Genomic DNA, 22491 nt, shown 5'->3' with positions numbered 1-22491 from the left:
ATTATTTTATCAGTTAAATGCGAAGAAAGCACAAATACTGCATCCGAAAATAAAAAATGATACAAAAAAAGCCCTGCCGACCGAAACGACAGGGCTTTTCTCTGATTTTTCTGTTATAAGCGGAAGCGATAAAGCTGTGCCATCGCTTTCTGATATTCATTCTGCAACTGCAGATAATTCTGCATGCTCTGATAGAAAGTCGTTACATTGACGAAGTATTCGATCATCGAAATCTGTCCGGCCTGAATCGCCTTGTTCAGCAGCGCGATATTATTCTGCTTCTGCAGAACCGATGCATATTCGTCCGCCGATACCTTCAGTTTACCCGCCTGAACCCAGACTTGGCGCAAAGCCGCCGTCTCGGTATCCGTAAAACTCTGTACCTTGGTTTCAGCATAGAAGCGCTCGGCCTTGGCTTGCTTTACTTTTCCACGATTGGAGAAAAGCGGGATGGAAATACCTACCAACACACCATTATAACGCTCACCTCCACTCGACGGATTCATTCGATATCCTAATGTCAGATTCGGCAACCATTGTTGTTTGCTAACCGTCACCGAACGAGATGCGGCCGCCTGCTCGCTTTGTAAGGCCTGCATTTCGGGCAATGAAGCCAAAGCTTCTATCTTGAATGCTTCGAAATCGGACGGATATTCCCAGGCCGACCGATAAACCGTATCGGCAAAAGCTACCGGAATGCCGCCGTTCAAGGCCGTCAGTTCTTCCAGTTTTGCCTGGCGTGCCGCTTCGTTCTGCCGCACTTCATTGCGGGCATTCAGCAGCTCCAGGTCAATCTTGTTCGTCTCGATAACATTGGCCGAACCCTTTTCCAGCTGTGAAGCATAGAAACGGCTCAGAGCCTCGGCATTGGCCAGGCGTTCGTCCAACAAAGCCTGCAACTGGTTCAGGTAGATCAAGTCGAGGCAAGCCTGCTGCGCCTGCAACAGAATCTGCTGGCGCGAAGTGGCATACTGGGCATCGAACGAACGGAAACGTGATTCGTTCAGTTTGTTGCGCTGGGCATAAAGCGTCGGGAAGTTGAACGACTGGCTGGCAATCAATTCACCCGTAAAACCCATGCCTTCCTTGTTTCCCCACTGATGCGAATAAGTAACTTCCGGATCAGGCAAATTATTCTCTGTCCGCGCCTGCCATTTGAAGGCTTCTGTCTGCGAAGCTCCGGCCTTCAGGTCCTTATTGTTCTGCTCAATCAGCTGGAGCATTTCATCCATCGTCTGCGGACGGCAGACTTCCTGTGAGAAGGCTGCCGAGAAGCCGATGCATAAAGCGATTGTAAATATCTGTTTTCTTAGCATATCTGTTTCTCCTCTTTATTCATAAGTAAATAAATGATTGGAATGATAAACCCGTTGAGGAAGGTAGAAGAAAGTAATCCGCCCAAGATGACCGTTGCCATCGGACTTTGGATTTCATTACCGGGCAGATCGCCATTCACCGCCAACGGAATCAGAGCTAATGCCGAACTCAAAGCCGTCATCAGAATCGGGTTCAGACGATCCAGCGAACCTTGCACAACAGCCCGTTGCAACGGCATTCCTTCACTCCGCAACTGCGTATAATGACTGATCAATAACATACCGTTGCGCGTAGCGATGCCGAAAAGGGAAATAAACCCGATGATTGCCGGAATACTGACCTCGCCCGAAGTCAGGCATAAGATAAACACGCCACCGATCAAGGCCAACGGCAGATTGATCATTACTACGCCACTCTCGCGGGCATCTTTGAACTCATGATATAATAAAAGGAAGATAACGATCAACGACATCAGCGAAGTAAGCAACAGCGTACGACTGGCTGCCTGTTCGCTCTCAAACTGTCCGCCGTATTCGATATGATAACCTTCGGGAAGAACAATCTTCTCATTCACGGCCTGCTGGATATCGTTTACCACGCCTCGCAAGTCACGCTCCGAGACATTGGCACTGATCACAATCTTCCGGCAAACATTCTCGCGGTTGATTGTATTCGGTCCGGCTGCCGAACGGATATCGGCCACATAACTCAACGGTACTTTGGTTCCGTTGGCATCGATCATCAGATTACGGATATCGTCCATCGTAGCCCGGCTCTCGTCAGACGTCTTGACCGTCAGATCGAAGGTCTTTCCGTCATCGTATACCTGACTGACGACTTCCCCGCCAAGCATGACATTCACATATTCCTGGAATTCCGGCAATGGAATACCAAACTTGGCCAAGATGTCTCGCTTCGGTGTAATCGTCAGCTGCGGACGTTCGATCTGCTGTTCTACCTTCAAGTCCACCAGTCCTTCAATTCCTTTCACCGCATCCTTGATCTGATTTCCGATCTGGAACATCCGGTTCAGGTCCGTTCCGAACAACTTGATGGCAATATTTGCTTCCGTACCCGAAAGCATGGCATCAATACGGTGGGAAATCGGCTGACCGATCTCAATGTTCGCACCGGTAATCGTCGACAGCTTCTGACGGACATCGTTCGTTACTTCCGCTCTCGAACGGTCTTTCAACTCAAACGGAGCTTCAATCTCACTGACATTAACACCTAAAGCGTGTTCATCCAATTCAGCACGTCCGGTTTTACGGGCCACCGTCTGGATTTCCGGCACCTGCAACAGCAACTCTTCTGCCCGACGCCCGATCTTATCCGATTCTTCCAACGAGATACCCGGCAATGAACTGACATTAATTGTAAATGAACCTTCGTTGAACGGAGGCAGGAAGCTACGTCCCAACGTAAAGAATAATCCCAAAGCAACAATAAACACACATATTGTAGAAGCCAATACGCCCCGTTTATGATGAATCGAGAAAAGCAAAGCCTTCTCATATATACCACGCAGCTTTCTTGCAACCCAGGCATCTTGCGCCGGTTTCTTTCCCTTTCGGTCCAACAGATAACTGCATAAAACCGGAGTCAATGTCAAGGCTACTACGGTAGAAGCAAACAAAGCGACGATGAAAGCAATTCCCAGCGGAACCAGCATTCGGCCTTCCATTCCTGTCAGGAAGAACAAAGGCACAAAGCTGACTACAATAATCAAGGTTGAATTCAGGATCGGCATACGCACTTCCCGTGAAGCATCAAAGACGACATCCTTCGTTGGGCGCTGTTGTTCTACTGGTAACATCCGATTCTGCCGTAACCGCTTATACACATTCTCCACATCTACAATCGCATCATCCACCAGCGAACCGATGGCAATTGCCATACCGCCCAAACTCATCGTATTGATGGTTAAACCAAGATAATGTAAAGTCAGGATGGAAACCAGCAGCGAAAGCGGCAAAGCCACCAGCGAGATGATCGTTGTCCGCACATTCATCAAGAATAGGAAGAGAACAATGATCACGAAGAAACTACCTTCGAACAAACTCTCCTTTACATTGTTGATTGAGCTATCAATGAAACGGCTCTGGCGGAAAATATCCGTCGAGACATGTACATCCTTCGGCAAGTTCTTCTGCAAATCAGCCATAACTGCATCCAACTTCTCCGTCAGTTCGATTGTACTGGTATTCGGCTGCTTGGTTACTGTTACCAGAACAGCCGGCTTTGTCCGTTCAGAAGCCAGACCTAACTTCGGCTGCTTACCTCCGACTTTCACGGTTGCTATATCTTCCAGAAGAATCGGCGTATTATCCGGCGTCATGGCCACAACGCCTTTGGCCAGCTCTTCTGCTTTTGTGGTCGTCAAGACGCCACGTATAATATATTCATTGGAATATTCATACAAGACACCGCCATTGGCATTCTGGTTCATCTGGCGGCAAACCAGTAAAACCTGATCTAACCCGATTCCATAATGTTTCATCCGCGCCGGATCCAATAAGATCTGATATTCCTTGATGTCGCCACCGATAACAGCTACCTGTGCCACACCGCCGGTAGAAAGTAATCGCGGACGGATGGTCCAATCGGCCAAAGTTCGTACATCCAGCAAGGAAGTCGAATCAGAAGTCAATCCGATAATCATCATTTCTCCCAAGATAGACGACTGCGGTCCCATGGTCGGGCGACCTACATTCTGAGGTAGGTCATCTGTTACAATCGCCAACTTCTCCGATACAATCTGACGGGCCAGATAAATATCCGTTCCCCAGTCGAATTCTACCCATACAACCGAAAAACCCGTTGTCGAAGAAGAACGGACGCGGCGAACATGCGTAGCACCATTGACAGCCGTTTCCACAGGGAAAGTTACCAAGCGCTCTACTTCTTCCGGAGCCATACCGTTTGCTTCCGTCATGACAACAACTGTCGGCGCCGTCAGATCCGGAAAGACATCCACATCCGTATGATAGGCTGTATAAGTTCCGCCTATCAGCAACAACACGGCACATACCAAAACGACGAGCCGGTTGTGCAATGAATAATGTATAATTTTATTCAGCATATCCGTATCGATTTCGTTTAATGATTATGTGTATGAGCCGGAATAGCATTCGAAGCCGAAGCTAACTTGATCTGATAAGCACCTTTCGTTACGACCTGATCACCGGCCTTCAGTCCGGAAAGTATCTGGACACGTTCGCCGTTGTCAGCTCCTAAAGAAACTTCCTGCTTCTTGTAGCAATCCTCATCCAGCCGGATGTAGACAAAGAACAGTCCTTGTTCTTCTACAAAAGCGCTATGCGGCAGACTCAAGACGCCTTCCATCGGACGACCCAACAGATAGACTTCCACGAATGAGCCAGGTATTACGGATCCTTTGTTGTCGAACTCAAACAAGACGGGTATATAGAAAGAATTATTGGCCGACGACTTTCCGTATGAAAGGAAACGTCCGTTCAGCTCATCCAATTTATAGACCTGATCGTCATACGGCGTTTTGAAATAAGCCGACCGCATCAAAGGTAAATGCGCATAATATTTTTCCGAGACATCGGCCCGCAATACCAGCCGGTTATTCTGTGAGATCGTAGCCAAAGGCTGACCTACGGCTACATAATCGCCCTCTTTTACCAGAATATTCTTCAGGAAACCGCTCATCGTTGCCGTAACAGCCACACCCTTTGATGAATGTTTTCCGCTAACAGCATCATAGGCCACCTTCGCATTTTCATAGGCCAGGCGGGCTTGTTCAAAGTCTTTTTCTGAAACGATCTTATCAGCCACCAGTCCTTTCATGCGTTCATATTCTTTCTGCGCCGTTTCATACGCATTCTTCAAACGCAAGGCGACATCACCCTCAGACAATGACTGTGAAGCCAGCGACAGAATAGTCTGTCCTTTCTGTACAGCCGTTCCATCTACAAAACGAGTCGTTCCTAAAGTAACCACACCCGGAACCGTTGCCACAACAACCGATTCAGAACCTTGAGCAGCCTGAATCTGTCCGCTTGTTTTCAATACTTCCGAAAAGGCCGCCGGCTGTATTTCTTCCGTCTGCAAACCGATAGCTTCCGCATTCGCCTTCTTAAAGACAATTTCACCTGCTACATGGTTTTCTCCCGCTTCAGCATGTTCGTGCTCGTGGTCATGTTCTTCATGCTCATGATCATGCCCGGCTTCTTCTTCATGATGCTGCTCATGGTCGTGATCTTCGTGTACACTTTTTGCCTGACAACCTGCCAGCAGATAGGCTGTTGCCAGAAATATCCAATATATTTTCTTCATTTGATTTCTGATTTGATTAATAGCATAAATTCATAGTTACAGCATTCACCTGCATTCAGATGAATAATCTGCCTGAAAGCAAAAGTCTTTGCTTTCCTTTACAATAGAAAATCAAATCAGAGAAGGAGGCGCCCGTAATCCAGTGGCCCGTGGAATCCACGAGGTATGCAAGGTTTCCTGATACACAGTCTGCCCTTGCTCAAATAAGGCGCAAAGCCAGTCAGAATCATTCTGACGCAGCAGATTAAAAAAGGAATATAAAGGAACAAGCCAAAGATGTATGTCGTCAGATACGACATGTTTCTCGATGGCCGGTTTTAATGCCTGATTATGGGTACAGTCTGTGGCATGGTCATGATCACTTTCCTGAGAATGCGTATGAGAATCGGAAGAAACACCCTTCCACAGCCATTCATAACAAGGAGAACCGTCAGCATGATGATGATGAGGAACAACGACCGAGAGCAAAACCAGAAAGCTTGCCATCAGTACCATAAAATAAGATATCCGTTCCTTGAGTTTCATCCGTTTTCGCCTGTTCTTCTAGAATTATTTGCAAAGAAAAGGAAAATCAGTCAATTTAACAACAATTGAAAACAAAACATGTCAAAAAACAAAACAGAAGTCACAGCCAGATCAGAACTCTTTCCCAATAAGTTCCCTGCTGCAACTTCTGTCCATCAATATATAAATCTATTTCAGAATAATGGATTCTCCACTTTCTCATCCAGTAAAGCCAGCTTGATGACTTCCTGGATATCGGTTACATAATGGAATGTAAGCCCTTTCAGATATTCGGGTTTGATTTCATCTATGTCTTTCTGATTCTCTTTACACAAGATAATCTCATTGATGCCGGCCCGTTTGGCAGCCAGAATCTTTTCCCGAATACCACCTACCGGAAGCACTTTTCCACGTAAGGTTATTTCGCCGGTCATAGCCAGGTTACTCTTCACCTTGCGTTGTGTAAAGGCAGAAACCAATGAAGTCACCATCGTAATACCTGCACTCGGACCATCTTTCGGTATGGCTCCTTCCGGTACATGGATATGAACATTCCAGTTTTCAAACATATCTTCGGCAATACCGAATAAAGCTGCATGCGCATGAATATATTCCAAAGCCAGCATGGCCGATTCTTTCATGACATCACCCAAGTTACCGGTCAGGGTCAGCTTTCCGCCTTTTCCTTTGCTCAGACTGGTTTCGACAAACAGAATCTCACCACCTACGGCAGTCCAGGCCAGACCGGTTACGACGCCAGCATAGGCATTTCCCTGATACTTGTCGCGCGTATACTCAACCGGGCCCAAATAATCATGCAGATCTTCCGGCTTAATCTGAGAAGGCAATGCTTCATCAGAAGCCTTTTTAAAGGCCAGCTTACGCATCAGCTTGGCAATCTTCTTATCCAGTTCGCGCACGCCGCTCTCACGGGTATAAGATTCGATGATCGCCTGAATGGTTTTCTTCGGCAACTTTACATCTTTCTTATTCAGTCCGTGAATCTCCGCTTCTTTCGGAACCAGATGCTTGGCAGCGATCTCTACCTTTTCTTCCTGGATATATCCGCTTACTTCTATCAGCTCCATACGGTCCAGCAACGGCTGAGAGATTGTATTCAGGTTATTGGCCGTAGCGATAAACATCACATGACTCAGGTCATAATCAATATCCAGATAATTATCATGGAACGTACTGTTCTGCTCCGGATCCAGCACTTCCAGCAACGCAGCTGCCGGATCTCCCTTGAAATCATTTGTCACTTTATCGATCTCATCCAAGATAAATACCGGATTAGAAGTACCGGCCTTCTGTAAATTCTTCAGAATCCGTCCGCACATCGCTCCGATATAGGTACGGCGATGACCTCTGATTTCAGCTTCATCGTGCAAACCGCCCAACGATACACGCACATATTTCCGGCCTAAAGCTTCCGCAATAGAATGTCCCAACGATGTCTTTCCTACTCCCGGAGGACCATAAAGACAAATAATCGGCGACTTCATATCTTTCTTCAGCTTCAATACAGCCAGATGTTCGATGATACGTTCCTTTACTTTTTCCAGTCCGTAATGATCACGGTCCAAAATACGGCGTGCATGATTCAGATTAAAATTATCTGTCGAATACGTTTCCCAAGGCAATCCCACAATTGTCTGCACATACTGCATCTGCACAGAGTAATCCGGAGACTGCGGATGCAGGCGTTGCAACTTGTGAAGCTCTTTATCAAAGATCTCAGCAACAGCCATCGGCCATTTTTTAGTCATGGCTTTCTCTTTCAAGTCCTGAATATCCCGGTCGCCGGTATTTCCACCCAATTCTTCCTGGATAGTCTTGATCTGTTGCTGCAGAAAGTACTCCTTCTGCTGTTTATCAATATCTTCCTGCGTCTTCATCTGGATAGAAGCCTTCAACTCTATCATCTGAAACTCCTTGTTCAATAAAGTAAGCAGCTTATAAGCTCTATCCTTCAAATTGTTAGTTGCCAGCAACATCTGCTTATCAGCCACATCATTCAGCTGATTGGCACTTGCATAACTAACCAGATACAACGCATTGTTATTATTTTTGATAGCATGAGCCAACTCCCGTTTAGCCAGTTCGTTGGTAGCCATCATAATCTTGATCATCAAGTCCTTGATGTTCGACATCACAGCCTTGAACTCTCTATCTGGATTTTCAGGAACTTGTTCATCAATAAAGGAAATCCGCCCTTTCAGGTAAGGTTCATCCTGTGTCAATTCCTGCAATTCAAAACGCTTTCTTCCCTGTAAAAGGACCGTTGTCATGCCATCCGACATATCCAATACTCGAAGTACATCGGCAATAACCCCAACGGTATATAAATCTTCCTGTTTTGGCTCATCCACTTCCATATCACGCTGGCAAACTACGCCAATCATCGCTTTTGAATTTGCTTTGTCTTTGATCAGATTCATGGATTTAGTTCGGCCTATCATAACAGGTAAGGCAACTCCCGGGAAAAGAACCATATTGCGTAACGGAAGAATAGGTACTTCCGTTATCTGCTTATCAATTCCTTCCGAGAAATCATCATCGTTATCACAGTCTGTCAGAATTGGTATAACAATGTCCATCGGCTCGTCTGTCATAAACGAGGGGTCGGAGAATATTTTCTTTTTACTCTTCATATTTCTAATTAAGCAGTTGTATAAATTTTATACAATAAACGTGCCAAAGGTACAAAAAATAGTAGAATCTCTCTAATTTTGCAGTTCATAATCAGAAAAAAGATGGCGAATCCTTATTTCCAATTCAAGCAGTTTACTGTCTGGCACGACAAATGTGCCATGAAAGTAGGCACCGATGGTGTATTATTAGGTGCCTGGACTTCTGTTGAAAACACACGGTCTATCCTCGACGTTGGCTGTGGGACAGGCCTGATCAGCCTGATGCTCGCCCAGCGTTGCCAGGCAATAATAGACGCCTTGGATATTGACCCGGCTGCCTGTATGCAGGCCCGCGAGAATGCCGACCGCTCTCCTTTCGGACAGCGACTGCAGGTTATTCACCGCCCTTTTGCCGATTTTGTCACGGAGTTTGCCGGAATCCGCCAATATGACTGTATTGTTTCCAATCCGCCTTATTTTATCAATTCCCTGAAATGTCCCGACAAACAGCGGAACCAGGCCCGACATACAGATACGTTGTCGCTGGATGAACTGATCAGCGGCAGCAAACAACTGCTGTTCCCCGGCGGAAGGTTGTGCCTCATTCTCCCGTTCGACCAGCGGGAACGACTTATACCTATTATATATAAGGAAGCTCTTTATTTGCGGAAAGAGACGGCCGTCCTGCCGACTCCGGCTTCACAACCCAAACGATTATTGGCTGAAATAACCAACCAACAGCCAACCTCGGTAGAAACCGATACTCTGACAATCGAGAAAGAGCGGCATGTTTATACAGAAGACTTCACCAGTTTAGTTAAAGACTTTTACCTGCATTTATAACAAAAGCCTTTTTAGCATTTTGACAGTTAAAATAATCGGAACCTAACTCCCGGCAAAATCAAGGGCATTTTAGCTAACAGGGGAATATTTCTTTCAAACTAAAAACAAAGGGAAAAAGCCGGTTTTTCAATCTTTTTTCCCTATAAAAAAAGGGATTTTATGCCTATGTTTGACACAATTCATGCCTATATTTTCCTAAAAACATGCCGGCTTTTTATCAAAACACGCCGGTTTTTCACTCAAATCTGGCGAGAATCGGGAAGAATTCCCGTTTATTTTGCCTCCAATTCCCGTTTTTCTTGCTTTTTCACCTCGAATGCACCTGTTTTTCTCCTCTTTTTTCATCCAAAAACTGATGTTTTTGATTTGACAAAATGCCAGGAAATTTATCCGGTCTCCAACGGGATTTATTTTTCCTCCTTTCTTTGCAAGAACCGGAGGATCATTTTTTTCAAGCTATGCTCCTTTTACTTTCTTTCTGTAAAACCTCAACTTCACGAGAATCGCATAAAACCCAACAAACTCTGACTGAAGTCCGTACAGCCGAATTTCAGGATACCTGAATTGACAATATGTCAAAATGTCAATCAGGGACAAACAGATCCATTCCCAGATATGACCACACTTAAATAAGGCCCAAGTCTTTGGCAACCCGGCAAGCTTCAATGGAATTTTTCACCTGAAGCTTCGACAGAATCTCTTGCCGGTGACGGCTGACCGTATTTATACTGATCGACAATCTCTCGGCAATATGCTTGCTCATCAATCCCTTATCAATCAGCCGGAGTACTTGTTTTTCCCTGTCGGATAATATGTTTGAATCATTTTTGGTTTCCAGTTCCTGCATTTCGCCCGTCACCGAATTCACCACCATACTATTGTTAGAGACATCAATGACCAACGGACTATACAGACACAAAGCCAGCCACAAGCTGTTTCCGTATGGTTCGGGAATATAAAATAAGCGATGGCAAACGGCATGATAATTCCCTGTCGCATCTTTCATCCGCAATATATTCATCAAAAAATAATGACGGCGCCGACCCTTCGGCTGATGCTTCATAAAATGGAAGAAACGCAGTTCTTGCAAGTATTTATTATACAAATCGTCCGGGTTAATCAGCTGCAGAATCTTTTCTTCCCAGATCGATCCTATCTGATCTTCCTCAGTATCCGAATGCTTCAGGCCCAATATGTCGGAAAAACTACCATAATACATATAACTTGTGCTTGCATGCATATCACTCAATACGACGATTGCGTTTTCAATCTCGGCATACCCTCTGGCTATTCTTTTATATCTATCAAGTTCCTCGGCGTAAATAGCTTTCTTCGACTGAGCAAACTCTTGTCGGGAAAACTCGCTGGTCAGCTTCTTTATAATATCCATGGCGAAAATGGTTATTTATAATCATTGTACAAGATAATCCTGGCCTGTACCTTTGCAAAGGTAATTCTAAAATGCAATTATGCATAATCACTGAATACTGAAAAATCGGGAAATATCTCATTGATGAATTCATTCATATTTAATTATACGAAAACTAAATGAAAAAGTTATTTTTTACCTTGATCGCTCTCGTGTCAGCACAACTGGGCATGGCACAGTCTCTAAACAAAATGCAGTGGTTCAACGAACCGGAACAATGGGAAATCAAAGATAATTCCCTGACCATGTTTGTAACACCTCAAAGTGATTATTGGCGCATAGCGCACTATGGTTTCACCGTAGATGATGCTCCTTTTTATTATACGACTTATGGAGGTGAATTCGAAGTTAAAGTAAAGGTGAGCGGTGATTACAAGCAGCGTTTTGACCAGGCCGGATTAATGCTCCGCATTGACCACGAAAATTATATCAAAACCGGCATTGAATTTGTCGACGGAAAGTTCAATTTAAGTACTGTTGTTACACATAAGACTTCAGACTGGAGCGTAATCACCCTCGACAAACCTGTTCCTTATGTATGGATTAAAGCTGTCAGACGCCTGGATGCTGTCGAAGTCTTCTATTCACTGGATGATAAAGAATATACGATGATGCGTACAGCCTGGCTGCAAGATAACATTCCGGTCATGGTCGGCTTAATGGCTGCTTCTCCAGACGGAAAAGGATTCAATGCGACTTTCGAGCAGTTCAAGGTTAAACACCTTCCGGATTGCCGCAGACTGGAATGGCTGAAGAAAAACGCCGAATAAAACAACATATACGAATGTAACAGGATTAAAGCTGGCAAGAAATGGGAACATTCTTGGCCAGCTTTAGTTTTTTTAATCCGCTCGCTATACCATCCTGTCATAAATTTCGATATTTTGCCAAATTGAATTCTCCGTTCTACATTTGCAGAAGAATTCTATTCATTCATAACTTAAATAACTACAAAAGATGGAAAACGAATTTTTAAAACTGATCGAAACGCGCCGTAGCTGCCGTAAATACCAATCAAAGCAGATTACTGATGAAGAACTGAACGCCGTATTGCGGGCCGGAACATTTGCTCCTACCGGAATGGGCCAGCAGTCACCTTATATTGTAGCCGTTCAACAAGATAAGATGAAAGAAAAGTTAGCCGCCATGAATGCGGCTGTCCGTGGTAAAAGCGGAAATCCTTACTACGATGCCCCGACTTATGTGCTGGTTTTCGCCCCGACAGACTGCCCGTTTGCCATTCAGGACGGGACCTGCGTACTCGAAAATATGATGCTTGCGGCTCATGCTATAGGACTTGCCAGCTGCTGGATTAACCGGGAAATCGAGATGTTCGCTACTGAAGAAGGCAAACAACTCATGAAAGAAATGGGACTTCCCGAAGGATTAGGCGGAATTGGAGCCATCGCGTTAGGCTATCCGGCAACAACACCGGCTGAACCAAAGCCACGGAAAGAAGGATATGCCCGGATAATCCGGTAAAAGCCATGAAATGCGGAAGCAGACTGACAGGTTGTCCTGTGTCTGTTTCCGCATTTGTCAGATTCGGTAATAATGACAGGTTGGAAATAACTGAAAACAGTTTGGCACACTATTGGTAGAGATGTTAGCGAGAGTTGTAAAAAGACTCCGACAAATATCGATTATAAAATTATAAATTAAAACTTATACAGATATGAACATTAAACCATTAGCAGACCGCGTGCTTATTAAGCCGGCTGCCGCAGAAGAAAAGACTGTTGGCGGAATCATTATTCCGGATTCAGCAAAAGAAAAACCGTTGAAAGGTGAAGTTAAAGCTGTAGGTCACGGAACCAAAGATGAAGAAATGGTGGTTAAAGAAGGCGATACCGTATTATATGGCAAATATGCAGGTACGGAAATCGAATTCGAAGGCGAAAAGTACTTGATCATGCGTCAATCAGATATTTTGGCAATCATCTAAACAAAAACCTACAAACAAACAATCTTAAAAACGAATAAAATCATGGCTAAAGAAATTAAATACGATATGGATGCCCGCGACCTTTTGAAGAAAGGTGTGGACGAATTGGCAAATGCCGTTAAAGTAACTCTGGGCCCGAAAGGTCGTAACGTAATTATCGAAAAGAAATTCGGTGCTCCTCACATCACAAAAGATGGTGTTACGGTAGCAAAAGAAATCGAATTGAGCAATCAGTTTGAAAACATGGGTGCTCAGTTGGTTCGTGAAGTAGCATCTAAGACAAACGATAACGCTGGTGATGGTACAACTACTGCAACTGTATTGGCTCAGGCTATTATCGGTGTTGGTTTGAAGAACGTTACTGCTGGTGCAAACCCAATGGATTTGAAACGTGGTATCGACAAAGCCGTTGCTAAAGTTGTAGAAAGCATCGCTGAACAGGCTGAAGAAGTTGGCGATAAATTCGAAAAGGTTGAACACGTTGCCAAGATCTCTGCTAATGGTGATGAAGCTATCGGTAAACTGATTGCAGAAGCTATGCAAAAGGTAAAGAAAGAAGGCGTTATCACAGTGGAAGAAGCTAAAGGTACTGAAACAACCGTTGATGTTGTAGAAGGTATGCAGTTCGACCGTGGTTACATCTCTCCGTATTTCGTAACAGATACTGAAAAGATGGAATGCCAGATGGAGAATCCGTACGTATTGATCTACGACAAGAAGATTTCAGTATTGAAAGACTTGCTGCCTATCCTTGAACCGACAGTTCAGAGCGGCCGTCCGTTGTTGATCATCGCAGAAGACATCGATAGCGAAGCTTTGGCTACTTTGGTTGTAAACCGTCTGCGTGGTTCATTGAAGATCTGTGCTGTTAAGGCTCCGGGCTTCGGCGATCGTCGTAAGGCTATGCTGGAAGATATTGCTGTATTGACGGGCGGTATCGTTATCTCTGAAGAAAAAGGCATGAAGCTGGAAGGCGCTACTATGGATATGCTGGGTACTGCTGAAAAGATCGTTGTTAATAAAGACAACACAACTATCGTAAACGGTGCCGGCGACAAGAAAGCTATCCAGGATCGTATCGCTCAGATCAAGATGCAGATGGAAAATACTACATCTGATTACGATAAAGAAAAACTTCAGGAACGTTTGGCTAAGATGGCAGGTGGCGTAGCTGTTCTGTACGTTGGTGCTCCTTCTGAAGTTGAAATGAAGGAAAAGAAAGACCGTGTTGATGATGCTTTGCATGCAACTCGTGCAGCTATCGAAGAAGGAACCGTTCCTGGTGGTGGTGTTGCTTACATCCGTGCCATCTCTGCTTTGGATGGTTTGAAGGGCGATAACGAAGACGAAACAACAGGTATCGAAATCGTTAAACGTGCCATCGAAGAGCCGTTGCGTCAGATCGTTGCTAACGCAGGTAAAGAAGGTGCCGTTATCGTTCAGCGTGTAAAGGAAGGTAAAGGCGACTTCGGTTACAATGCTCGTAAGGATTGCTTCGAAAACTTGTGCGCTGCTGGTGTAATCGACCCGGCTAAAGTAACTCGTGTAGCTTTGGAAAATGCCGCTTCAATTGCCGGTATGTTCTTGACTACTGAATGTGTTATCGCAGACAAGAAAGAAGAAACTCCGGCTGCTCCGGCAATGAATCCGGGTATGGGCGGCATGGGAGGTATGATGTAATCTCGTCCCATATAAGATAATAAACTAATCCCGGTTGCTTATCCCCAAAGAAAGCAGCCGGGATTTTTTATATCCGTACCAGAACTGATGAAGATCTGGCACGGATTTCTTGTATCTGTCAAGACCGGCTTACCTGCAAGCCTTTATCTGAAAGATTCATTTCTACCAGACGAGCGTTTACGTTCGCAGGATTCGTCATCAGAGTCTGCCGAATCCGACGGGCAGCTTCCGGATCTTTCGCTACGATATATAAATATCCGCCACCGCCGGCTCCCGGTAACTTATAGCCTAAAGCCTCGTCTTTGATACAATTGATAATGGCTTCTACTGCCGGAGGATTTGTTCCGGAATCAAGCGCCTTGTTCTGTTCCCAACTCTTTCCTACCAGACGGCCGTACTGCTCGAAGTTTCCTAACTGAATTGCCTCGAACATATCCAAGGCATGACGTTTCATCTCGCCTAAAATATGCAGATGCGTGGCACTGTTGAGAAACATTCCCTGAACAATCTCTGCCAATATATGCTTTGCTGTCCGGGTTATTCCCGTATAATACAATATATGACAAGATCGATAACATGGGTCCGTGAAAAGATATTCAGGCAACCAACGGACTTGCGGATGCTGATAAAAGCCATCGTTGGTCTGTAATAACTTCAAGCCATGTAATACGCCTCCATATTGATCCTGCCAGCCGCCGCCGGTAGTGAGCAGTTGTTCCAAGATCAATGTACGGCTACCAATTTCATTCTTATCCCAGCCCAAGCCACAGAAGTCGGACAACGAACCTAAAACGGTTGCTGCCAGAATTGAACTTGTCCCCAGACCTGAACCTGCCGGAATAGCGGCCAACAACGTAATCTCCAAGCCACTGCCGAAGTCCTTCAGCTGTTCTTCCAATGAAGTAAACTTATCTGCTGAAAAGCGGGGTAAAAATCCGGCCAAGGCCAAGGCGGCTTTCGGAATAGAAAAAGGCGAACCCACTTTATTGAAGTCGGATAATTCTTCCCAAGTATGTATTTCTTCCATGGCTCCCAAATCAATTGAGCGCAACGTAATCCGATACTCTTTTGATGGCTTGATATATACCTGCAAAGGCGGCTGCCCATTCAGCTCGATCGCCACATTTACTACATTTCCTCCCGAGAAAAGACAATACGGAGGCGTATCCGTCCATCCGCCAGCCAAGTCAATCCGCACTGGACTTCTTCCCCATACGATCTGATCGGGATAAACTTGCCGGTGCGGACGCTGTAAATCCGAATCAAGCGTTTGCAACAAGCCATCCCGTAGTAAGGCAAAAGCAGCCTGCTGCTCGGCTTCCCAAGGTTGTCCGGCCAATTGATGAGCTTTCGAACGGAACATATAATTATGAATGCGCTTCATGATCGGTTCATCAGCAGGCAATATATCGGGCAAAGGCAACTGCCAACGCGCAAAGGCTTCAGCTGCATCGGCCAAATCCAACTGATAGAAGACACTTTTCGCATGGTTCTTTGCCAACATTGGCCAGTTTTCCCGACAATAAGATTCCCGTTGTTCTACCAACCGCAAAAGATTAGCCTGATCAGACAGTTGATTTGCCGACAACTTCTCGGCTTTCTCCCAGACTTCTTTACCGACGGTCAACTCTGGTTCGGATATCATCCAGCGTAAGACAAGCCCTAACTCCTCAACAGATGTACAAACCGGGAATATAGGAGCTTCCTGCAAATCCGAGAAATCGGGCAATGCAACCTGACGTTCCTGCATCCACGCCTGCACCGGTTTTCCCATCCACTGTGTTGAAACATCATCCCGTTTTCCCTTAAAGGCATCATAGAAACCATACGGACGGGCCACAAAAACCGCTTCCCGCAAAGGAACAACATCGACACAAACACCAGCAGGCAAAGTCAGACTCCAATCATTTCGTGGCACACCGGTTATAATATGCCTGTTGGCCAGTTGCCATTTTCCTGACACATGGCTATTCTCAATCCATACTTCCGAATTATCAGCCGTTAAAGGCTTATCCAGTATGGCATTCTGTACAAACATTGCCGGATGCGGTTTGACTTTCCGATGCATAATGGCCCGCTGGTCGCGCACCAGGTTCTGTACGGCCAACGTAGAAGAAATCAATTCCCTACTCGTCCCATAATGATAAAACTCACCTCCAGGCAACGGCAGAATAGCCACCTTCAGCTGGTTCAAAGCTTCATCCTTTACCTGCGGATTCCGCCCCAATGCCAAACCGAATTCGCCATACATATCGTAGAAGTTCCAGCTTCCGTCGGCTTTCTTCGAATGCTCTGCCAACAACCGGACAGCTTTGTCACTCAACAGCCAAATACCAATATCCATCAGGAACAAATGTGAACCCGACAAAGAAGCCAACTGTTCCAAAGAAGGCTTTTGCCACATAAAATCCAGTTCGTCCGGATAATTCCGATCTGAAACGAAAACGCCATGATTGGTTGCCAGTGAAGGGTCAACCCATAAGCCATAACATACAACATCCACGTCAGGTATTTCCTGCAAAGGCTCACTGTTGCGGATATAAACGTCTCCGCTGGCCACTAAGGTATGCAAAGAATCTGGTGCCTTCTGCATAATTTCCCGATACAACGGGAGCTGTAACGACAGCAGATTCTGCGACAGCCGTTGTCCGCGAGCCCAACGGAACACCGGAACAGGCGTCAGAATCTTTCCCGAAGGCGCATACGAAGGCAAACGCCGGCTTTGTCCGCCGGCATGGAGCAGGATTCTTTTTTCGGCAGCCAGCCAAGAAGAAAAGTCAATGTCTTTATTTTCTTTCTGCCAACATGATTCCAATAGCCAGGTAGTTCCGCCACCCGAACCCAACCGGACACCGACGGGATCAGACGTACAATACCAGTCTCCTTCCGAAACCTTTTCTATCTGATGAAAACAACCCACCAAATTAGGTGGCAATGAAAGCAATGTCTTCATGTAATTCTGTTTAACTTGATTTTATACCATTCTATGAGGCGATAAAAGTACAAATTATTCACGAAAATACATTTCCGAAAAAATAGCTATCAATTGTTTTATTTATAAATTGCTATTACCTTTGTCGGAAGAAACAAGATAATATTAATATAAACAGAATAAAGATGCACAACTGGTTTGAATGTAAAGTCTCTTTCGAGAAGATGCTTGAAAATGGTATGCAGAAGAAAGTAACAGAGCCTTATCTTGTAGATGCCCTGTCGTTTACTGAAGCTGAATCACGTATTATCGAAGAAATTCGTCCTTTCATTACAGGTGAGTTTACGGTAACAGACATCAAGCGTGCACGTATTTCAGAATTATTCTTCAATGAGAATGGCGATCGTTACTATAAAATAAAAGTATATTTCATTACCCTTGATGAAAAGAGCGGGGCTGAAAAGAAAACAGCAGCCCAGATGCTGGCTCAGGCATCAACCTTAAAAGAAGCCATCGCTGTATTGGAAGAAGGCATGAAAGGTACTTTATCCGATTATACAATCGCTTCGGTTACAGAAACTCAGTTGATGGACGTATTCCCGTTTGATCCGAACAGCATTCCTTCTGAACCCAAATCAGGTGAAGAACTGATTGCTGAACAAAAGAAAGCGGCAGAAACAACGATCTAAAACATATCATATATGGATATAGCTCAGCATATTCAAGAACTACAGGCTTCACTTCCTCAAGGAGTGACGCTTGTAGCCGTTTCAAAGTTTCATCCGGTTGAAGCTCTGCAAGAAGCTTATCAGGCCGGACAGCGAGTATTCGGAGAAAGCAGAGCTCAAGAGCTGGTAGCCAAACAGCATGTTCTCCCCAAAGATATTGAATGGCATTTCATCGGTCCGCTGCAAAGCAATAAGGTGAAAGAGATTGCTCCATTCATCAGTCTGATTCATAGCGTCGACTCTCTGAAGCTATTGAAGGAAATAGACAAACAGGCGGCCAAGAATGAACGGATCATCCGCGTCTTACTGGAAATCCATGTGGCGGCAGAAGAGACTAAACACGGATTTACACCCAACGAATGTCGTGATTTGGTCCATCACCTGCCGGATTTGCCACATGTACAAATCTGCGGTATTATGGGTATGGCAACTTTAACAGACGACGAAACACAGATCCGCAAGGAATTTCATACCTTGCATGAGCTTTTCACCGAGCTAAAAGGAAGTGTTTTCAGTCAGTCGGAAGCATTTTCCATCCTTTCGATGGGAATGACACACGACTACAAGCTGGCCATCGAAGAAGGAAGCAACATGATACGTGTGGGAACTTATATCTTTGGTGAGAGAGAATATTAAAAACCAATATCCAAAGCGAGTTAACACAACGACAAAGTAAATAAACAACAAAAACAAAATAGATATGATTAACCTAAAGACACAATACGCGGGACTGACACTTCAGTCTCCTATTATCGTCAGCAGTTCTGGCTTGACCAACAACGCAGAACGCAACAAGGAATTTGAAAAAGCCGGTGCCGGTGCCATCGTTCTGAAATCTTTATTTGAGGAACAAATGGAAATGCAGAGCGACGCCATGTTACAAGAATCTGATTATCCGGAAGCTGCTGATTACATCCGTGGCTACATCAAAGCAAATCATGTAGAGAACTATCTGGAACTGATCCGCAAATCAAAAGAATTGTGTACCATTCCTATCATTGCCAGCATCAACTGCTATCGGGCAGATACATGGATTGAGTTTGCCAAACAACTGCAAGATGCCGGAGCCGATGCGATTGAACTGAATGTCTTCTTCCTTGAGACAGACATCCATCACAGCTGCGAAGACTTGTATCGGTTATATACTCAGATCCTGAAGAAAGTAAAACAAGTGGTTACGATTCCTGTCATCATCAAACTCGGAAAATACATCTCTAACATGCCGGCATTGGTTAATCAACTGAAGGCTAATGGAGCTGACGGAGTTGTTCTGTTCAACCGTTTCTATCAGCCGGACATTGATCTGAATACAATGCAGCTGGTATCAGGCAATGTATTCAGTAGCCATGCAGACTTGAGTGACACCATTCGCTGGACAGCCATTGTATCGGGTAAGATTCCTAATATCAGCATTGCTTCTTCTACTGGCGTACACGACTGGGAAGACGTTGTGAAATGCTTGCTGGCCGGAGCATCTGCCGTTGAAATGTGCAGCGCTATCTACACACACGGAGCAGAAATCATCTCACAAATCACTACTTGTGTAGAAGAATGGATGCATCAGGCTCATTATGAATCATTGGATCAGTTTATCGGAAAGCTGAATTATGCCAATATTCCGAATCCAGCTTTATACGAACGTTCACAGTTCATGAAATATTTCTCCAACAGAGACTAAAAGTCGTTGGAGTATATATATGGAAAAGAGAAAGTATCTGATTAGGATATTTTCTCTTTTTTGCTTTGGAGGTATGGATATAATGCATATCTTCGTCGATCATTAAAATTCGAATTAATATTTCTCATACATAATGATTTTTAACTCAATTGATTTTTTAATTTTTTTACCAATTGTATTTATCTTATACTGGCAACTAAAAAATAATATAAATCTACAAAATCTATTTATAGTTGTTGTAAGCTATATTTTTTATGGATGGTGGGATTACCGTTTTTTATTTCTAATCTCTTTTACTTCTCTATGTAGTTTTTATAGTGGTATTATGATAGACTACTATCAATCAGACAAATCTAAGAAAAGACTTATTGCTATCTGTAACATATTAATCAACATTGGCATCCTAGCAGTTTTTAAATATTACAACTTTTTCATACAAAGTTTATCCTATATTCTCTTACAATTCGGAATTCATCTTGACTTCATAACTATAAATATAATTTTACCGGTAGGTATAAGTTTTTATACATTCCAAGCTTTAAGCTATACAATAGATGTATATAGAGGAGATATTAAAGCGTCTCATAATATTATTTCATTTTTTGCATATATCAGTTTCTTTCCTCAATTGGTAGCAGGTCCTATAGAAAGATCAACAAATCTACTACCACAATTTTCAAGTATACGGACATTTAAATATGAAACAGCAATCGATGGTCTACGCCAAATGTTATGGGGCTTCTTTAAAAAAATTGTCGTAGCAGACAATTGCGCAGCAGGAGTCAATCATGTATTTGCGGAAATAGACAGCTTGGACTCTATCTCTTTGTTTTATGGAGCATTGATGTTTTCAATGCAAATATATGGCGATTTCTCAGGTTATAGTGATATAGCTATTGGAACATCTAAAATATTCGGTATCAAGTTGATGAGGAATTTTAATTACCCCTATTTTTCAAGAGATATTGCAGAGTTTTGGAGGAAATGGCATATTTCACTTACCACCTGGTTCCGTGATTATTTATATATACCAATGGGAGGAAGCCGCTATGGAAAATTAAAAAGCATAAAAAATACTCTTATTATATTTTTGACCAGTGGCCTATGGCATGGTGCTAATTGGACATTTCTCTTATGGGGCGCCTATCATGCACTACTCTTTATTCCTCTTTTAATAACAAACAAAAACAGAAAACACCTTGCAGGAATTGCAGAACACTCAATTCTCCCATCTTTTAAAGAATTAATTCAAATGACTACAACCTTCATATTAGTACTAATGGGCTGGATCATTTTTAGAGCTGAAAATATAGGTATAGCCATAAAGTACTACAACAGAATGTTTACTAATTTTGAACTCACTTTACCAGAATATGGAAAAACAGCTCTAATTTGGATCATTATTATGCTTGTTGCTGAATGGTTGCAAAGAGATAAACAACATACCTTACAAATAGAAAATAGCATACAGAATAAATATATCAGACACTTTATCTATTATGCCATTATTTCCATTATAATTATATTTCAAGGAGAAACAGCCCAATTTATTTTTTTTCAATTTTAATTCACATGAAAAAATTCATCAAAAATATTATATTATTTATTATCCCCTTATTAATTATTTTACCAATTGTCGAAATATATCTTCGCAGCATTCCTAATGCTTATAAGCTAAAAAATCTATTTATGGAAAATCATGCAGGAGAAATTGAGACCCTCGTATTTGGAAGCTCTCATACGTATCACGCTATAAATCCAATATTATTTAAATCTAAATGTTTCAACATAGCTTACTCATCACAAGATCTAAAAAGAGACGTATTTTTATTTGACCGTTTCATCGAAAATATGTCATCTTTAAAACAAATTGTTATTGCAATATCATATCATACTTTACCTGAAATGATGGAAGATTTCAGTTCTTCAGAAACTCTATTAAAATATTATGGTATATATATGGATTATCCTCCAACGCGTTTTAGCTTAGAACTGACTATTCCTCAATGGAAAAACAAGTTTCTTATGCACGTAAAAGGAGAAAATACATGCAAATGTAATTATTTAGGATTCGGAACTGATTATACGATAGAGAACAGAAAAAAAGATTTAAATTTACACAATGCCAATATAACGGCTAAATATCATACAAACAAGAATCCTAGTCACGTTAAAGAAAATATGGCTATACTATATCATTTTGCCAATATATGTAAAGAAAAAAACATCAAGCTTATCATACTAACAACACCTGTAACAGACCTTTACTCAAGCTGTCTTGATCCAACACAATTAAATCTCATGCATAAATCTATAAATGAAATCTTAGATACGTATCCTGAAACTATATATTTAAATTTCATGAATGATAAGCGATTCAATCATAATGACTTTTACGACGTAGATCATCTGAATACCAATGGCGCACAAAAATTCACAACAATTTTAACTGCTATTATAGACCTTCCATAACTTCTCCAACAGAGACTAAAAATCA

At 43.3% G+C, this 22491-nt stretch carries 17 protein-coding genes; 10 read left to right on the top strand and 7 right to left on the bottom strand.

Annotation, left to right across the window (positions count from 1 at the left end; all coding sequences use genetic code 11):
- Positions 1 to 113: 113 nt before the first annotated feature.
- The 5 genes from NEE14_RS01035 to lon form a co-directional block, all read right to left on the bottom strand.
- Positions 114 to 1316 (bottom strand): TolC family protein, encoded by a 1203-nt coding sequence (locus tag NEE14_RS01035; protein WP_251968098.1) that lies wholly within the window; start codon positions 1314 to 1316, stop codon positions 114 to 116.
- Complete coding sequence (locus NEE14_RS01030; protein ID WP_251968097.1) at positions 1310 to 4399, bottom strand: efflux RND transporter permease subunit; 3090 nt, start codon at positions 4397 to 4399, stop codon at positions 1310 to 1312. Before NEE14_RS01030 ends, NEE14_RS01035 begins: the two co-directional genes overlap by 7 nt.
- A gap of 17 nt (positions 4400 to 4416) precedes the next feature.
- Positions 4417 to 5622, bottom strand: a complete 1206-nt coding sequence (locus NEE14_RS01025; RefSeq protein ID WP_251968096.1) for an efflux RND transporter periplasmic adaptor subunit — start codon at positions 5620 to 5622, stop codon at positions 4417 to 4419.
- A gap of 111 nt (positions 5623 to 5733) precedes the next feature.
- A complete protein-coding gene (locus NEE14_RS01020; protein WP_251968095.1) occupies positions 5734 to 6147 on the bottom strand; it encodes a DUF6769 family protein in 414 nt (137 codons plus the stop codon).
- Positions 6148 to 6320: 173 nt separating this feature from the next.
- A complete protein-coding gene (gene lon / locus NEE14_RS01015) occupies positions 6321 to 8780 on the bottom strand; it encodes an endopeptidase La (protein WP_422394664.1) in 2460 nt (819 codons plus the stop codon).
- Positions 8781 to 8882: 102 nt separating this feature from the next.
- Here lon and NEE14_RS01010 point away from each other — a divergent pair, with 102 nt between their 5' ends.
- A complete protein-coding gene (locus tag NEE14_RS01010) occupies positions 8883 to 9602 on the top strand; it encodes a tRNA1(Val) (adenine(37)-N6)-methyltransferase (protein ID WP_251968094.1) in 720 nt (239 codons plus the stop codon).
- A gap of 625 nt (positions 9603 to 10227) precedes the next feature.
- On the opposite strand, the gene NEE14_RS01005 is transcribed toward NEE14_RS01010, so the two are convergent.
- The gene (locus NEE14_RS01005; RefSeq protein WP_251968093.1) at positions 10228 to 10992 is read right to left on the bottom strand and encodes a response regulator transcription factor; all 765 of its coding nucleotides are present in this window, start codon (positions 10990 to 10992) and stop codon (positions 10228 to 10230) included.
- Between the two features lie 158 nt (positions 10993 to 11150).
- On the opposite strand from NEE14_RS01005, the gene NEE14_RS01000 reads away from it, so the two are divergent.
- The 4 genes from NEE14_RS01000 (at position 11151) to groL (ending at position 14656) form a co-directional block, all read left to right on the top strand.
- On the top strand, positions 11151 to 11801 hold the full coding sequence (locus NEE14_RS01000) for a DUF1349 domain-containing protein (RefSeq protein WP_251968092.1): 651 nt from the start codon (positions 11151 to 11153) through the stop codon (positions 11799 to 11801).
- 187 nt (positions 11802 to 11988) lie between these two features.
- Positions 11989 to 12513, top strand: a complete 525-nt coding sequence (locus NEE14_RS00995) for a nitroreductase family protein (protein ID WP_251968091.1) — start codon at positions 11989 to 11991, stop codon at positions 12511 to 12513.
- 193 nt (positions 12514 to 12706) lie between these two features.
- A complete protein-coding gene (locus NEE14_RS00990) occupies positions 12707 to 12976 on the top strand; it encodes a co-chaperone GroES (RefSeq protein WP_251968090.1) in 270 nt (89 codons plus the stop codon).
- A 42-nt stretch (positions 12977 to 13018) separates the two neighbouring features.
- The gene (groL, locus tag NEE14_RS00985) at positions 13019 to 14656 is read left to right on the top strand and encodes a chaperonin GroEL (RefSeq protein WP_251968089.1); all 1638 of its coding nucleotides are present in this window, start codon (positions 13019 to 13021) and stop codon (positions 14654 to 14656) included.
- A gap of 118 nt (positions 14657 to 14774) precedes the next feature.
- On the opposite strand, the gene NEE14_RS00980 is transcribed toward groL, so the two are convergent.
- Positions 14775 to 17609, bottom strand: a complete 2835-nt coding sequence (locus tag NEE14_RS00980) for a bifunctional fucokinase/fucose-1-phosphate guanylyltransferase (RefSeq protein WP_251968088.1) — start codon at positions 17607 to 17609, stop codon at positions 14775 to 14777.
- Positions 17610 to 17773: 164 nt separating this feature from the next.
- Between NEE14_RS00980 and NEE14_RS00975 the strand changes: the two genes are divergently transcribed.
- The 5 genes from NEE14_RS00975 to NEE14_RS00955 all read left to right on the top strand — a co-directional run bounded on the left by NEE14_RS00975 (position 17774) and on the right by NEE14_RS00955 (position 22466).
- Entirely contained in the window at positions 17774 to 18277 is a 504-nt protein-coding gene (locus NEE14_RS00975) for a DUF4494 domain-containing protein (RefSeq protein WP_251968087.1), read from the top strand.
- 12 nt (positions 18278 to 18289) lie between these two features.
- Positions 18290 to 18952, top strand: coding sequence for a YggS family pyridoxal phosphate-dependent enzyme (locus NEE14_RS00970; protein WP_251968086.1), 663 nt, complete (start codon positions 18290 to 18292; stop codon positions 18950 to 18952).
- Between the two features lie 64 nt (positions 18953 to 19016).
- Entirely contained in the window at positions 19017 to 19994 is a 978-nt protein-coding gene (locus NEE14_RS00965) for a dihydroorotate dehydrogenase-like protein (RefSeq protein ID WP_251968085.1), read from the top strand.
- Between the two features lie 133 nt (positions 19995 to 20127).
- Entirely contained in the window at positions 20128 to 21561 is a 1434-nt protein-coding gene (locus tag NEE14_RS00960) for an MBOAT family O-acyltransferase (protein ID WP_251968084.1), read from the top strand.
- 5 nt (positions 21562 to 21566) lie between these two features.
- Positions 21567 to 22466 (top strand): hypothetical protein, encoded by a 900-nt coding sequence (locus NEE14_RS00955; protein WP_251968083.1) that lies wholly within the window; start codon positions 21567 to 21569, stop codon positions 22464 to 22466.
- The last annotated feature ends 25 nt before the right edge of the window (positions 22467 to 22491 follow it).

It is taken from the genome of Parabacteroides sp. AD58, assembly GCF_023744375.2.
Lineage (GTDB): Bacteria > Bacteroidota > Bacteroidia > Bacteroidales > Tannerellaceae > Parabacteroides > Parabacteroides absconsus.
The sequence above is the reverse complement of the archived record's forward strand: the minus strand, read 5'-3'. Positions and strand labels throughout refer to the sequence as shown.

What these genes read in the sequence shown, in the direction of transcription:
- NEE14_RS01035 (WP_251968098.1), bottom strand. Translation starts at nt 1,316, where the DNA reads ATGCTAAGAAAACAGATATTTACAATCGCTTTATGCATCGGCTTCTCG.
- NEE14_RS01030 (WP_251968097.1), bottom strand. Translation starts at nt 4,399, where the DNA reads ATGCTGAATAAAATTATACATTATTCATTGCACAACCGGCTCGTCGTT.
- NEE14_RS01025 (WP_251968096.1), bottom strand. Translation starts at nt 5,622, where the DNA reads ATGAAGAAAATATATTGGATATTTCTGGCAACAGCCTATCTGCTGGCA.
- NEE14_RS01020 (WP_251968095.1), bottom strand. Translation starts at nt 6,147, where the DNA reads ATGAAACTCAAGGAACGGATATCTTATTTTATGGTACTGATGGCAAGC.
- lon (WP_422394664.1), bottom strand. Translation starts at nt 8,780, where the DNA reads ATGAAGAGTAAAAAGAAAATATTCTCCGACCCCTCGTTTATGACAGAC.
- NEE14_RS01010 (WP_251968094.1), top strand. Translation starts at nt 8,883, where the DNA reads ATGGCGAATCCTTATTTCCAATTCAAGCAGTTTACTGTCTGGCACGAC.
- NEE14_RS01005 (WP_251968093.1), bottom strand. Translation starts at nt 10,992, where the DNA reads ATGGATATTATAAAGAAGCTGACCAGCGAGTTTTCCCGACAAGAGTTT.
- NEE14_RS01000 (WP_251968092.1), top strand. Translation starts at nt 11,151, where the DNA reads ATGAAAAAGTTATTTTTTACCTTGATCGCTCTCGTGTCAGCACAACTG.
- NEE14_RS00995 (WP_251968091.1), top strand. Translation starts at nt 11,989, where the DNA reads ATGGAAAACGAATTTTTAAAACTGATCGAAACGCGCCGTAGCTGCCGT.
- NEE14_RS00990 (WP_251968090.1), top strand. Translation starts at nt 12,707, where the DNA reads ATGAACATTAAACCATTAGCAGACCGCGTGCTTATTAAGCCGGCTGCC.
- groL (WP_251968089.1), top strand. Translation starts at nt 13,019, where the DNA reads ATGGCTAAAGAAATTAAATACGATATGGATGCCCGCGACCTTTTGAAG.
- NEE14_RS00980 (WP_251968088.1), bottom strand. Translation starts at nt 17,609, where the DNA reads ATGAAGACATTGCTTTCATTGCCACCTAATTTGGTGGGTTGTTTTCAT.
- NEE14_RS00975 (WP_251968087.1), top strand. Translation starts at nt 17,774, where the DNA reads ATGCACAACTGGTTTGAATGTAAAGTCTCTTTCGAGAAGATGCTTGAA.
- NEE14_RS00970 (WP_251968086.1), top strand. Translation starts at nt 18,290, where the DNA reads ATGGATATAGCTCAGCATATTCAAGAACTACAGGCTTCACTTCCTCAA.
- NEE14_RS00965 (WP_251968085.1), top strand. Translation starts at nt 19,017, where the DNA reads ATGATTAACCTAAAGACACAATACGCGGGACTGACACTTCAGTCTCCT.
- NEE14_RS00960 (WP_251968084.1), top strand. Translation starts at nt 20,128, where the DNA reads ATGATTTTTAACTCAATTGATTTTTTAATTTTTTTACCAATTGTATTT.
- NEE14_RS00955 (WP_251968083.1), top strand. Translation starts at nt 21,567, where the DNA reads ATGAAAAAATTCATCAAAAATATTATATTATTTATTATCCCCTTATTA.